16 protein-coding genes are annotated in these 13,395 nt (G+C 67.8%); 3 read left to right on the top strand and 13 right to left on the bottom strand.

Features of this window, described 5'->3' with window-relative positions; translation table 11 throughout:
* Positions 1-23: 23 nt before the first annotated feature.
* Together C5E41_RS06560 and C5E41_RS06555 are read left to right on the top strand one after the other, a co-directional pair.
* Entirely contained in the window at positions 24-419 is a 396-nt protein-coding gene (locus C5E41_RS06560; protein ID WP_258080793.1) for an ArsR/SmtB family transcription factor, read from the top strand.
* The gene (locus tag C5E41_RS06555) at positions 416-847 is read left to right on the top strand and encodes a Fur family transcriptional regulator (protein ID WP_104374942.1); all 432 of its coding nucleotides are present in this window, start codon (positions 416-418) and stop codon (positions 845-847) included. Before C5E41_RS06560 ends, C5E41_RS06555 begins: the two co-directional genes overlap by 4 nt.
* 26 nt (positions 848-873) lie before the next feature.
* On the opposite strand, the gene C5E41_RS06550 is transcribed toward C5E41_RS06555, so the two are convergent.
* The 3 genes from C5E41_RS06550 to C5E41_RS06540 form a co-directional block, all read right to left on the bottom strand.
* On the bottom strand, positions 874-1,272 hold the full coding sequence (locus tag C5E41_RS06550) for a hypothetical protein (protein WP_439956467.1): 399 nt from the start codon (positions 1,270-1,272) through the stop codon (positions 874-876).
* An 8-nt stretch (positions 1,273-1,280) separates the two neighbouring features.
* Complete coding sequence (locus tag C5E41_RS06545) at positions 1,281-2,078, bottom strand: isoprenyl transferase (RefSeq protein WP_104374940.1); 798 nt, start codon at positions 2,076-2,078, stop codon at positions 1,281-1,283.
* 71 nt (positions 2,079-2,149) lie between these two features.
* Positions 2,150-2,968 carry an SAM-dependent methyltransferase gene (locus tag C5E41_RS06540; RefSeq protein ID WP_104374939.1) on the bottom strand — a complete coding sequence of 273 codons (819 nt, stop codon included), beginning with the start codon at positions 2,966-2,968 and terminating at the stop codon, positions 2,150-2,152.
* 155 nt (positions 2,969-3,123) lie between these two features.
* On the opposite strand from C5E41_RS06540, the gene C5E41_RS06535 reads away from it, so the two are divergent.
* Entirely contained in the window at positions 3,124-3,999 is an 876-nt protein-coding gene (locus C5E41_RS06535) for an LLM class F420-dependent oxidoreductase (protein ID WP_104374938.1), read from the top strand.
* A 9-nt stretch (positions 4,000-4,008) separates the two neighbouring features.
* On the opposite strand, the gene recO is transcribed toward C5E41_RS06535, so the two are convergent.
* From recO to dnaJ, 10 genes are all read right to left on the bottom strand, one after another.
* Entirely contained in the window at positions 4,009-4,782 is a 774-nt protein-coding gene (recO, locus tag C5E41_RS06530; RefSeq protein WP_104374937.1) for a DNA repair protein RecO, read from the bottom strand.
* Positions 4,783-4,922: 140 nt separating this feature from the next.
* Positions 4,923-5,336, bottom strand: coding sequence for a hypothetical protein (locus C5E41_RS06525; protein ID WP_146097475.1), 414 nt, complete (start codon positions 5,334-5,336; stop codon positions 4,923-4,925).
* A gap of 231 nt (positions 5,337-5,567) precedes the next feature.
* Positions 5,568-6,488, bottom strand: coding sequence for a GTPase Era (gene era / locus C5E41_RS06520; protein ID WP_104374935.1), 921 nt, complete (start codon positions 6,486-6,488; stop codon positions 5,568-5,570).
* A complete protein-coding gene (locus C5E41_RS06515; protein WP_104375136.1) occupies positions 6,485-6,781 on the bottom strand; it encodes a cytidine deaminase in 297 nt (98 codons plus the stop codon). The genes era and C5E41_RS06515 overlap by 4 nt, the downstream gene beginning before the upstream one ends.
* 115 nt (positions 6,782-6,896) lie before the next feature.
* Positions 6,897-8,255, bottom strand: a complete 1,359-nt coding sequence (locus tag C5E41_RS06510; RefSeq protein ID WP_104374934.1) for a hemolysin family protein — start codon at positions 8,253-8,255, stop codon at positions 6,897-6,899.
* A 145-nt stretch (positions 8,256-8,400) separates the two neighbouring features.
* Positions 8,401-8,955, bottom strand: a complete 555-nt coding sequence (gene ybeY, locus C5E41_RS06505) for an rRNA maturation RNase YbeY (RefSeq protein ID WP_030512859.1) — start codon at positions 8,953-8,955, stop codon at positions 8,401-8,403.
* A gap of 162 nt (positions 8,956-9,117) precedes the next feature.
* Positions 9,118-10,194, bottom strand: coding sequence for a PhoH family protein (locus C5E41_RS06500; protein WP_104375135.1), 1,077 nt, complete (start codon positions 10,192-10,194; stop codon positions 9,118-9,120).
* Between the two features lie 196 nt (positions 10,195-10,390).
* Positions 10,391-11,299: a LysR family transcriptional regulator gene (locus C5E41_RS06495; RefSeq protein ID WP_104374933.1), complete on the bottom strand. Its 909-nt coding sequence runs from the start codon at positions 11,297-11,299 to the stop codon at positions 10,391-10,393.
* Between the two features lie 147 nt (positions 11,300-11,446).
* The gene (locus tag C5E41_RS06490) at positions 11,447-12,187 is read right to left on the bottom strand and encodes a 16S rRNA (uracil(1498)-N(3))-methyltransferase (protein ID WP_104374932.1); all 741 of its coding nucleotides are present in this window, start codon (positions 12,185-12,187) and stop codon (positions 11,447-11,449) included.
* Between the two features lie 7 nt (positions 12,188-12,194).
* On the bottom strand, positions 12,195-13,343 hold the full coding sequence (gene dnaJ / locus C5E41_RS06485; protein ID WP_104374931.1) for a molecular chaperone DnaJ: 1,149 nt from the start codon (positions 13,341-13,343) through the stop codon (positions 12,195-12,197).
* Positions 13,344-13,395 lie beyond the last annotated feature (52 nt).

The raw sequence follows: 13,395 nt of genomic DNA, 5'->3' as shown, positions 1-13,395 counted from the left end.
GTTTCCAATAAGGAGTTGGTTCGATGACCGCCGACAGCGGTGTCCCCGCGCGTCGAAGCCGCGTCGCCGTCGAGGCGCCCACGCCGATCCCGCACGACCCGTATCCCTATCGCGCCCCGACCGCGCCCGCGGTCCCCGCCCGCGCCACCCTCGACAATGCGGGTGAACTGCTGCGCGCGCTGGCCGCGCCGGTGCGGATCGCGATCGTGCTGCAGCTGCGGGAATCGCCGCGCTGTGTGCACGAGCTGGTCGATACGCTGGGCGTCACGCAGCCCCTGGTCAGCCAGCACCTGCGCATTCTGAAATCCGCGGGCGTGGTGCGCGGTGAACGCACCGGCCGTGAGGTGATCTACGAGCTCGTCGACGACCATCTGGCACGCATCGTCGTCGACGCCGTCGCACACGCCGAGGAAGGATGACCGTGCCGGAGAAGACGGGCACCGCCGAGAAGACTGTCGGAATTCGCAGCACCCGCCAGCGCAGCGCGATCACCGCCCTGCTGGGCGATATCGAGGAATTCCGTTCGGCCCAGGAGCTGCACGACGAACTACGCCGTCGCGGTGAGGGCATCGGCCTGACCACCGTGTACCGCACCCTGCAGTCGCTCGCCGACGCCGGCAGGGTCGACGTATTGCGCACGGACACAGGCGAATCCGTGTACCGGCAGTGCTCCAGGGGCCACCATCACCACCTGGTCTGCCGCCACTGCGGACGCACCGTCGAGGTGGAGGGCCCGACCGTGGAGGCCTGGGCCGCGGCCATCGCGGGCGAGCACGGATTCACCGATATCAGCCACACCATGGAGGTGTTCGGCACCTGCCGCGACTGCGCCCACCTCGCGCGCTGATTCGGTCGGCCACCCCGCCGTGCCGGTCAGGGCACCAGGCCCTGGCGGGCGCGGCCCGCGCCGGACAGCACCAGCAGCAGCATCGTCGCCAGCGCGTCGTCGTCGAGGCCTGCCGCCGGGAAGGTGTAGCGCAGCAGCACGTCGGCGAGTTTTTCGTGGGTGATGATGGTCAGCGAGCCGAATTGCAACGCGTTGTTGCGATCGGCGACCCGCTTGTGCAGTTGCGGTTTCAAGGGACGATCCCAGGCGAGAACGCAGGTCAGCGTGAGAACGTCCAGGCCGGGCGCCAGCGTGACGCCGCGCAGCGAGCACAGCGCGCCCTCGTACTCGAACCCAAGGGCGCCGCCGTCCTCCTCCCGCACGGCGATATCGCATTTCCGCAGGCAGGCGGCGGCTTGGGCCTGCAACTCCCGGGCGACGGTCAGATCGTTGCTCACTTCACGCCACCGAACCGGCGATCACGCTTGGCGTACTCCACACAGGCCTCCCACAGGTCGCGGCGGTCGAAATCGGGGAACAGAGTGTGCTGGAAGACGAATTCCGCGTAGGCGGACTGCCAGATCAGGAAGTTCGAGCTGCGCAGCTCACCGGAGGGCCGGAGGAACAGATCCACATCCGGCATATCCGGTTCGTCGAGATATTTCGCGAAGGTCGATTCGGTGATCTTCTCCGGATCCAGCTGTCCGGCCGCCACCCTCCGCGCGATTTCCCGTGCCGCATCGGCGATTTCGGCACGGCCGCCGTAGTTGACGCACATGGTCAACGTCATCACGGTGTTGTCCTTGGTGAGCTCCTCGGCGATCTCCAATTCCTTGATCACGCTGCGCCACAGGCGCGGCCGCCGGCCCGCCCAGCGCACCCGCACCCCCATCTCGTGCATCTCGTCGCGGCGGCGCCGGATCACGTCGCGGTTGAAGCCCATCAGGAACTTGACCTCGTCCGGGCTGCGCCGCCAGTTCTCGGTCGAAAAGGCATAGGCGGAAAGCCATTTCACGCCGATCTCGATACACCCCTCGACGGTGTCCATCAGCACCGCCTCACCGCGTTCGTGCCCGGCGGTGCGCGGCAGCCCGCGATCCTGCGCCCACCGGCCGTTGCCGTCCATCACCAGCGCCACATGCCTGGGCACGAATTCCGGCGGCAGTGCGGGCGGAGTGGCGCCGGACGGGTGCGGTGACGGCGGACGAATCGTGCGGGTGGTCTGGGAGCGATTACCGATCACGCCACCTATCCTGCATCACCGCGCGCCGCACGTGACCGGTGCCGTGGGATTTCCTGACCGAACTGCGACGACGCATCCACTCAGGGCTTGACGCCGACCGCGGCCCAGATGCCGAACGCCTCGTCGGCCCACGCGAGCCGTTCCTCCGGGATGTAGAAGTCCGGATTCGGGTGCCAGCGGTGCATCGGAACCACGCCGGGCTCGATGATCTCCAATCCGTCGAAGAAGCGGGTGACCTCCGCCCGGTTGCGCAGGGCGACCTTTATTCCAGCCTGGGCGTAGACCGCCGCCACCTTCGCGAGCCGGTCCGGATTCACATCGCTGGAGGCGTGGGTGATGCTGAGGTACGACCCGGGCGCGACCGCGTCCATATAGGTGCGCACGATGTCGTAAGCGCCCTCCTCGTCGGTAACGAAGTGCATGATCGCGGCCAGGTTGAGCGCCACCGGCTGGGACAGATCGATCACCGCGCGGAACTCCTCGGAGCCGAGGATCACGTCCGGATCGCGCACATCGGAGGGAATGTATTCGGTACGCCCCTCCTCCGAGCCGATCATCAGGGCGCGGGCGTGCGCCAGCACCAGGGGGTCGTGGTCGATGTACACCACGCGGCAGTGCGGGTCGACCGCCTGCACGGCGTTGTGCAGATTGGGCTCGGTCGGAATTCCGGTACCGATGTCGAGGAACTGCCGCACGCCGTTGCGCGCCGCGAAACGCGCTGCCCGATGGACGAATTCGCGATTGGCCCGCGCCGCCTGCGCGGTCTCGGGAAATACCTCCATCACCTTCGACGCGGCCTCACGATCGGCCGGATAGTTGTCCTTGCCGCCGAGGTAGTAGTCGTACATCCGCGCCGAATGCGCCTTCTCCGTATCGAACTCGACCAGTTCGTGAGACATCGAAGCTTTCTCCGTAAGGTTGGTGGGACCTTCGAGTGAAGTTACCTCGTCCGAACCGCAGGTAGGGCCCGCATTCCGGGAAACCTCTTGACCTGGAGTGCGCTCCAGGGCATAGCGTTCTCCACGGGAAGTCGGTCACTGACGAGGAGAACTCCATGGAGCTCGGGTTTCACATTCCTATCTTCGATATCGACGGCGGTACCACCGCGATCGCGGGCGAGCTGGCGCGGGTGGGGCAGGCCGCGGAGGCGGCGGGCGCCACCTGGTTGTCGTTCATGGATCACTACTTCCAAATCGAGCCGACCGGACTGCCGGCCGAGGCGAACATGCTGGAGGGATACACCACGCTGGGATACCTTGCGGCACATACCACCTCGATCGACCTCGGGCTGCTGGTCACCGGCGTGACCTATCGGCATCCGGGCCTGCTCGCCAAGATCGTCACCACCCTCGACGTGCTGTCGGGCGGCCGGGCCACGCTGGGTATCGGCGCCGCCTGGTTCGAGCGGGAGCATCGCGGGCTCGGGGTCGAGTTTCCGCCGCTGGCCGAGCGGTTCGAGCGGCTGGAGGAGACGCTGCGGATCTGCGCGCAGATGTGGGATCCGGACAACAACGGGCCGTTCGAGGGCAAGTACTACCAGCTGGCCGAGACGCTGTGCTCACCGCAGCCGATCCATCGTCCGAACGTGCTGATCGGTGGCGGTGGCGAGAAGAAGACGCTGCGATTGGTCGCACAGTACGGCGACGCTTGTAATCTGTTCGGCACGTCGCCGGAGGATGTCGCCCACAAGCTGGACGTGCTGCGCCGCCACTGCGACGATGTCGGTCGCGATTTCGACACCATCCGCACCACGATCATGCCCAACAATCCGCGCCCGAATCCGGACGTTCGCGACGAATTCGTCCGCAGCATGGCCGATTACGCGAAATTGGGCATCGACGCGGTGCTGATCACCCCGACCACGAGCTCGCCCGCCGCATGGATCGAGGGCATGGCGCCGGCGGTCCCGCAACTGGCCGACCTCGGGTAGGCGGGCGGGCTATCCCACCCGCGACGCCGGCGGCTCCGCCGCCTCGTGCGGACGAGAGCGCTCGATCAACGGCAAGGTCCGCAACTGCCGTTCCAGATGCCATTGCAAATGGGCGGCGGTGAGCCCGCTGGCCTGGCGGCGGACGGACTCGGCGACCATGTCGAGTCCGGTCCAGTCCCCGCGATTGAGCGCACTCATCAATTCGAGGACCCCGACCGAGGGCGTGGCCGAGCCGGGCGGGCGGCAATGGACGCAGACCGCTCCCCCGGCGGCCACGTGGAAGGCGCGGTGCGGGCCGGGGGTGGCACACCGGGCGCATTCGTCGAGGGCGGGCGCCCAGCCCGCGAAACCCATGGCGCGCAACAGGAATGCGTCGAGGATCAGTTCGTGCGGGCGCCGGCCGGCGGCGATCGCGCGCAGGGCGCCGGCGGTCAGGGTGTGCAGGCGAGGTGCGGGGGCGCGCTCCTCGCCGGCGAGGCGTTCGGCGGTTTCCAGTACCGCGCAGGCGGTGGTGTAGCGACCGTAGTCGGCGACGATATCGGCAGCGAACGCCTCCACGGTATGCACCTGCGTCACGGTGTCGAGGTTGCGTCCGGGATACAGCTGCACGTCGATATAGGCGAACGGTTCCAGCCGGGCGCCGAACTTCGACCGGGTGCGGCGCACACCCTTCGCCACCGCCCGGACCAGCCCGTGCTGACGGGTGAGCAGCGTGACGATGCGATCGGCCTCACCCAGCTTGTGCTGGCGCAGCACAATCGCCTGGTCCCGATACAACAACACGCTGACAGTCTCCCACGCCGCTCCGACGCGCCCACGACCCCACGCCACTCGGATCGCGTGACACTTTCCGAGGTCGTCCGGTCGGAATACTCGCCCGCCGGACACACCGCCGCTTCGATCCCGCACCCACGCGCAGCGCCTCACACGCTGCGCGGCAGCCCCTCCGCATACAGCTGCGCGATGCGCGGTGCGTGAATTGTGCGCAGCAGCAACGTGGTCCAGCCGGTGCGAATCGGATCGATCGCGCCACGGTCGGCCTCGACGAGCATTCGTTCGGGCCCCTGCAGTTCCAAGGTGACGGCGGGATGGCCCAGCCAGACGTCGACCAACGCCTCCCGATTCCCCCAGATGACCAGGCGTTTTCTGCTCATCCCGATGGTTCCGCCGACGATATTCTCCCAACTGGAAGAACCGTAGTGCAGTGGTGTCCGATAATTGCGCCTGGCCAGCGATCCACTCACCGGGCCGAATACGACGATCCCTTCCGATTCCAGATCCGAACGTACTTGCGGCGGCAGCTCTTTCGAGCCGAACGCCCGGGACATCCACTTCACGCCAGGATCGTAGGCCCGTCTCACAATGTGCGTGCGCACACAGTTCGCGCGCTCCTGCGGAAATACCGGAATCGCACATCACAATTCGACTACGGCCGACCTGCGACTCCGATATGGACGATTGACCAGATCCGCGCGACATTTCGGGAACCTCCGCGAGACGGAGATCACAGATGACGATGGCGCCGGAAAGCGACCGGGGGAAGCGAACCGACCCAGGCCGACCGCCGGTCAGAAGCCCAGCTTGCGCAGCTGTTTGGGGTCGCGCTGCCAGTCCTTGGCGACCTTCACGTGCAGGTGCAGATAGATCCGGGAGCCCAGGATGTGCTCGATCTGCTTGCGCGCCGCGGTGCCGACCTCTTTGAGCCGGGCGCCGCGCTTACCGATGATGATCGCCTTCTGACTCGGCCGCTCCACGTACAGCAGGGCGTGCACGTCGAGCATGTCCTCGTGATCCTCGCGCGGCATGACTTCCTCGATCACCACCGCCAGCGAATGCGGCAGCTCGTCGCGCACCCCCTCCAGCGCCGCCTCGCGAATGAGTTCGGCCATCAGGGTTTCCTCGGGCTCGTCGGTCAGCTCCCCGTCGGGGTAGAACGCCGGGCCCTCCGGCATCTTGGATGCGATCACATCGACGAGCAGTTCGACCTGCTCACCCTTGGCCGCCGATACCGGAACCACCTCGGCCTCGGGGCCCAGCAGCTGCGATACCGCGAGCAGTTGCTCGGCGACCTGCGGCTTGTCCACCTTGTCGATCTTGGTGACCACGCCGATCAGCGTCGTCTTCGGCGCCATCTGCTTGACCTGCTGGACGATCCAGCGGTCACCCGGGCCGATCTTCTCGTCGGCCGGAATGCACAGCGCGATCACGTCGACCTCGGAGTAGGTGTCGCGCACCAGATCGTTGAGGCGCTGCCCCAACAGAGTGCGCGGCCGGTGCAGTCCGGGAGTGTCGACCAGGATCAGCTGGGCGTGGTCGCGATGGACGATGCCGCGGATGGTATGGCGGGTGGTCTGCGGCCGCGAGGACGTGATCGCGATCTTCTGGCCGACCATGGCGTTGGTGAGCGTGGATTTGCCGGTGTTGGGCCGGCCCACGAAACAGACGAAGCCGGAACGGAATTCGCCCTCGCGGGGCTGCTGGACGCTCATCGTGCCGACTCGGTTCCGGCGTCGACGGTGCGGTAGGTGGCGCCCTTGCGATCGGTGACGATGACGACCGCCGCCGCGCTCACCTCACGGACCGCGGCCACCCCGGGATCGGAATCCCGACCACCGACCAGCACCGCCGCCTCGAATCCCTCCGCACCGCTGGAGATCGCGGCCGCGACCGCCGCCTGCAGCGCGGACAACGACAGCGCGTTCAGATCCACCGTGCCCGCCGCATAGGTGCGGCCGTCGGTATCGCGGATCGCCGCACCCGCCACCCCACCGGTGCGTCCCATCGCACCGCGCGCCAGCAGCAGCAGTTTGCCGTCCTCGTTGTTCAAATCGGCGGGGTTCAAATCGGCGGTGCTCAAATCGGCGGGGTTCAAATCAGCGGGGTTCACATCGGCGGTTTCACCCTCGGTCATCGCCATCTCCGTTCTCGTATCTCGACGTCTCTTCCCGCCCCTGACGGTCGCCGCGCACCGCATCCGCGAGCGCGTCCGACAGTTCATCCGGCTCCCCCGCGCGGCGCGCGACGACGGTGTGCACCCGCACCCGGCCGCGGGTATCGGCGCCGCCCTCCCCCTGCAGCAGCAGCCCGTGCACGACGACCTCCGATCCCGGCAGCGGCACCCGGCCCAGGGTGTGGGCCAGCATGCCGCCGACGGTGTCGACGTCCTCCTCCTCGATCTCCAGGCCGAACAGCTCGCCCAGATCCTCGACCGGCAGCCGGGTGGAGACGCGGTAGACGCCCTCGCCCAGCTCCTCCACCGGCGCGATCTCGTCGGTGTCGTATTCGTCGGCGATCTCACCGACGATCTCCTCGAGGACATCCTCGATGGTGACCAGCCCGGCGATTCCGCCGTATTCGTCCACCAGCAGCGCCATATGGTTACGGCGACGCTGCATCTCGTCGAGCAAGGCGTCGAGCGGTTTCGAATCGGGCACGAACACGGCCGGCCGCATCACCGCCCGCACCTGCACGCTGCGGCCCCGATCCGCATACGGCACAAGATCTTTCAGATAGACCACACCGAGGATGTCGTCGACGTTCTCGCCGATCACGGGAATGCGCGAGTGCCCGGACCGCACGGCCAGCGACATCGCCTGCGCCACCGCCTTGTCCGCCTCGATCCACACCATCTCGGTGCGCGGCACCATCACCGCGCGGGCCGCGGTGTCGCCGAGTTCGAACACCGACTGGATCATGCGGCGTTCCTCGGAGTCGACCACACCGCTCTGCTGCGCCATATCGACGATCTCGCGCAGTTCCACTTCGGAAGCGAAGGGGCCGTTGCGAAATCCGCGACCCGGGGTGATGGCGTTCCCGATCATGATCAGCAACCGGCTCACCGGACCGAACAGCGCCCCGATCGCCTGCAGCGGCAGCGCGGCCGCGAGCGAGATCGAATACGCGTGCTGGCGCCCCAGCGTGCGCGGGCCGACACCGATGACGACATAGTCGATGACGACCATGATCACCGCGGTCACGGCCAGCGCCCACCCCCAGCTGAGCACCTCGCTCAGCGCGGCGGCCAGCAGGACCGTCGCCGCGATCTCACAGGCCAGCCGCAGCAACACCATGAGATTCACATAGCGCGGCCGGTCGATCGCGATCCGGGCCAGCCGGCGAGCGCCCGGACGGTCGGCGCGGACCAGATCGTCGACCCGCGCCGGCGAGACGGTCATCAACGCGGAATCGATCGCCGCGAAGACCCCGCCGACCGGCACCAGCAGGATCGCCAGCAGCAGTGGGATCAGCCAGTTCACGCTCTGCCCTCGGCCGCATGAGCTCGGGCCTGCGTGGTGACGCTACGCTGCCGCCTCCGGCCCTGACCGCTCATGCTGTGTTCATTGGCCGCATGAGCTCGGGCCTGCGTGGTGACGCTACGCTGCCGCCTCCGGCCCTGACCGCTCATGCGGGGTCCAGGGGGTCACCCGGGGCGGTGAATCCGGTCTTGCCCAGCAGGCGGCGGTCGCGTTCGGCCAGTTCGGCCCGGCGGGCGGCCTCGCGCAGGCTTTCGTACCATTCGGCGAGCAGGCGGTTCTGCAGGCCGAACATCACCTTCTCCTCTTCCGGTTCGGCATGGTCGTAGCCGAGCAGATGCAGTACCCCGTGGACGGTGAGCAGCGCCAGCTCGTGGTCGAGGGAATGGCCGGCCTTACCGGCCTGAGCGGCGGCGAATTCCGGGCAGAGCACGATATCGCCGAGCATCGAGGGGCCCGGTTCGGCGCCGTCGGGACGGCCACCGGGTTCGAGTTCGTCCATCGGGAACGACATCACATCGGTGGGACCCGGCAGATCCATCCATCGCATGTGCAGGTCGGCCATGGTGTCGAGATCAACGAGCACCATCGACAATTCGGCCGCCGGATGCACGTCCATCCGTTCGATCGCGAACCGCGCGACGCTGACCAGATCCGGTTCCGATACGTCGATGCCCGACTCGTTGGCGATCTCGATACTCACCCTGCCAGCCTAATGGGGGCCGCGCATGGCCTTACCACCACACCAGCGGCGAGCCGCTCCGATGGATCAGCGGCGAGCCGCTCAACTCACTCAGCGGCGAGCCGCTCGACCCACTCAGCGGCGAGCCGCTCAACTCACTCAGCGGCGAGCCGCTCAACCCACTCAGCGGCGAGCCGCCTTGTCGGCCGCGCGGCGCTGAGCGCGGTTGCCGCCCGGGTAGTGCCGCGCCACCTGCGGCCGGGCGTCGGACTCGTAGCGGTCGTAGGCGTCGACGATCTCCGAGACCAGCCGATGGCGCACCACGTCGCTGGAGGTGAGCTCCGCGAAATGGATGTCGTCGATATCGGTGAGGATGTCGCTGACCACCCGCAGCCCGGATCGAGTACCGCCGGGCAGATCGACCTGGGTGACGTCGCCGGTGACGACGATCTTCGAACCGAAGCCGAGACGGGTCAGGAACATCTTCATCTGTTCCGGCGTGGTGTTCTGCGCCTCGTCCAGGATGATGAAGGAATCGTTGAGGCTGCGTCCGCGCATATACGCCAGCGGCGCGACCTCGATCACGCCGGACGCCATCAGCTTCGGAATCGCCTCGGGGTCCATCATGTCGTGCAGGGCATCGTAGAGCGGACGCAGATACGGATCGATCTTCTCGTTCAGCGTGCCCGGCAAAAATCCCAGCCGCTCCCCGGCCTCCACCGCCGGACGGGTGAGGATGATGCGGGTCACCTGCTTGCTCTGCAGCGCCTGCACGGCCTTGGCGACCGCCAGATAGGTCTTACCGGTACCGGCCGGACCGATGCCGAAGACGATCGTGTGCTCGTCGATGGCGTCGACATAGCGCTTCTGGTTCAGCGTCTTCGGGCGGATGGTCTTGCCGCGCCGCGCGATGATGTCCAGGCTCAGCACCTCGGCCGGAGAATCGGAGGACCCCTCGGTCAGCATGGACACGGTATGCCGGACCGCTTCCGGAGTGACGACGCGATTGTGCGCGGTCAACGCCACGAGCTGCTCGACCACCCGCTCGGCCAGCGCCACGTCGGCGGCCTTACCGGTGAGGGTGACCGAATTCCCGCGCACGTGGATGTCGGCGTCGAGGAGATCTTCCAGTTCACGCAGGTTCGCATCGGCGGAACCGAGGAATCCGAACACGGACTCCGGGGCCAGTTCGATGCTGGACCGCACCGTCCGGGCCGCTGGACCCGAACCGTTACCATTGCCGGGGGCACCGGCTCCGATGCCGGTCGTGGGAGTTGTCGGGTCGCCGATATCGCCTGATGTTCGCAAAAGGGGCTATAGCCTGCTTTCCGGTCTCGAACGGATCCTCTCCTTTCTCCAAAGTCTATCGCGCGGCACCGACACCGCCCACTTATTTGATCTCCAGCCCCAGCTCAGAGGCCGCTCACCCGGAAGATGAGCAGTCGTCACCGTCCGTTCACCGACCGCTCCCGCGCGACCATTCGCGCGACCATTCGATGGCGAACTCTCGAAAGGTGCGCACCGCGTCGCCGGGTACCGCGTCGGCCGACCAGATCAGCCCGACCGCGCGGGCGGCACCCGGATCCGAGAGCGGAACCAGCACCGGCCCGGGCTGCGGCCCCCGCACCGCGGGCTCCTCCAACGGCAGCAGCGCCACTCCGAGTCCCGCCGCCACCAGACCCGACACGGTCACCAGATCACTGGACTCCAGCACGATCCGCAGCCGGAAATCCGCTGCGGCACAGAGCTCGTCGAGAATTCTGCGCATCCCGTACCCGATGGGCATGGCGATGAATTCGGCCTCGGCGGCCTCCGCCAGCCGGATCTGCCGCCGCCCCGCCAGCCGATGATCGACCGGAACTCCGAGGGCGAGGCGCTGCCGGAACAGCGTGCGCCAGCCCAGCCCGGGCAGCGCCGGTTCGGGCGAGGTCAGACCGAGATCCGCCGTACCGTCGAGCACCTCGGCGGCCACCACATTGGCGGGGCCCTGGTCGAGCCGGAACGTGATCCGCCCGGACACGCGCCGGAAGCCGGCGATCAGCTCCGGCACGACCCGCCCGCCGAAGGAAGGCACGAATGCCAGCCGCACCGACCCGCTGGCCGGATTCGCCAGCTCCGCGAGCGCCCGGCCCGCGGCGTCCAGTTCGGCCTGGGCGCGGCGCGCGTGTTCGTAGAAAATGCGCCCGGATTCGTTGAGCGTCAGCCGCTTACCGTGCCGATCGAACAACTGCGTGCCGAGCCGGTGTTCCAGCCGAGCGAGCATGCGCGACAGCGTGGGCTGGGCCAGATGCAACCGATCGGCCGCCGCACCCACGCGTTCGAGTTCGGCGAGAGTCAGAAACCAGTGCAAATCGTCACTCGCCATCAGAAGACCGGATTCCGGTTGCGTGGCGAGAGTTCCCGGTCCCGGCCTGCGGCCGGCCCAGCCGAGGTCGGTACTGCCGGCCCCGCCTGACGACCGCGCCGCACTGCCGGAGCACGGTGCACCGCGGATGTCGCCCGGATCCGGGACCTACCAGCGCGGAGTCAATGCCCCCAGCGCACCGAGCGCGACCGCCGCGGCGGTGGAGGTGCGCAGGACCGTCGGCCCCAGGAGCGCGACGGTGGCCCCCGCCGCGGTGAGCGCATCCAATTCCGAGTCGTCGAGACCGCCTTCGGGTCCCACGATCAGCACGATCGGCGCGGACTGCGGGAACGCCAGCTCGGCGAATCGCGCCGTCGCGGATTCGTGCAGGGCGATCGCTATGCCATTGTCCGCGACGGATTTCCGGACCAATGCGGCCACATCCGCGGTGCGATGCAGATCGGCGACCTCGGGGATGTAGGCCCGCCGCGACTGCCGGGCCGCCGTCCGGGCCGCAGCACGCCACTTGTCGACGCCCTTGCGCGCCTTGGCTTCCCAGTTCGCGACACACCGGGCGGCCTGCCACGGCACGATCGCGTCGGCGCCCGCCTCGGTCATCAATTCGACCGCGAGTTCGGAACGATCCGATTTGGGCAGTGCCTGCACGACCGTCACCGCCGGCGACACGGGCGGGGCGACCACGCGATCGAGCACCTTCAGATCCAGGCGATCGCGCCCGGTCGCCACGACCTCGGATTCGGCGAGCAGTCCCGCACCGTCGGAGAGGGTGACCGGCTCGCCGACCCGGATGCGGCGCACGGTCGCGGCGTGCCGCCCCTCGGGACCGTCCAGCACCGCGACCGCGCCGACCGGCGGTATCTCGTCGAGATAGAAAACCGTTGCGGCCACGGCGTTTTCAGCGACCGCTGAAGGAAGCCCGCAGCCGCGCGAACAATCCGCTGTTGTGTTCGGACTGGGCCGAGAGCACCTCGGTGTGTTCGCCGTTGCGCAGCGCTTGATACTTGCGCAGCAGGTCGAACTGCTTGTTGTCCAGTTTGGTCGGAATCACGATGTCCAGGTGCGCGACCAGGTCACCGCGCGAACTGGAACGCAGCTTGGGCATGCCATGGGCCCGCAGCACCGACACCTCGCCCGGCTGGGTGCCCGGCGGAATGGTCAGTTCGGTGGGGCCATCCAGGATCGTGTCGATGACCACCGTGGTGCCGAGCGCGGCATCGACCATCGGTACCCGGATCGTGCAATGCAGATCGTCGCCGTCCCGGACGAAGGTGTCGTGCGGCTGCTCCACGATCTCGACGTACAGATCACCGGCCGGTCCGCCGCCGGGGCCGATCTCACCCTGCGCGGCCAGCCGCACCCGCATGCCGTTGGCGACACCCGCCGGAATCGGCGCGGCGATCTCGCGGCGGGCACGCACCCGGCCGTCACCACCGCACTTGCGGCAGGGATCGGGAATGGTCTCGCCCGTACCGCGACAGGTCGGACACGGCCGTGACGTCATCACCTGTCCCAGGAAGGACCGCTGCACGGTCTGCACCTCACCCGCGCCGCCACAGGTTTCACAGCGCACCGGCGTGGAATTGCCGTTGGTGCCCGAGCCCTGGCACAGATCACAGAGCACCGCGGTGTCGACGGTGAGGTGTTTGGTGACGCCGACCGCGCATTCGGCCAGTGACAACCGGGTCCGCAGCAGCGAATCCGCGCCCGGCTGCACCCGGCCGCGCGGTTTGCGTGAACTGGTGGCGTTCATACCGCCGAAGAAGGCCTCGAACACATCGCCCAGGCCACCGAAACCGGCGCCGGAGAAGCCGCCGCCCGCTCCCGCCGATTCCATCGGGTCGCCGCCCATATCGACGATGCGGCGCTTCTCGGAGTCGGTGAGAACCTCGTAGGCGGTGGATACCTCGCGGAACCGCTCCTGCGCGTCCGGATCCGGGTTGACGTCGGGGTGCAGTTCCCGGGCCAGCTTGCGGTAGGCGCGTTTGATCTCCTGGTCGGACGCGTTGCGCCCGACGCCGAGGATTCCGTAGTAGTCCCGTGCCACTTGAGTCTCTAGTCCTGTTCCGAATGGGTGTCGTCCAGCATCCCTGCTCACA

Source organism: Nocardia nova (assembly GCF_002933465.1).
Classification (GTDB): Bacteria; Actinomycetota; Actinomycetes; order Mycobacteriales; family Mycobacteriaceae; genus Nocardia; species Nocardia nova_B.
Note: the sequence above shows the minus strand (reverse complement) of the source record. Positions and strands in the feature narration are given on the sequence as shown.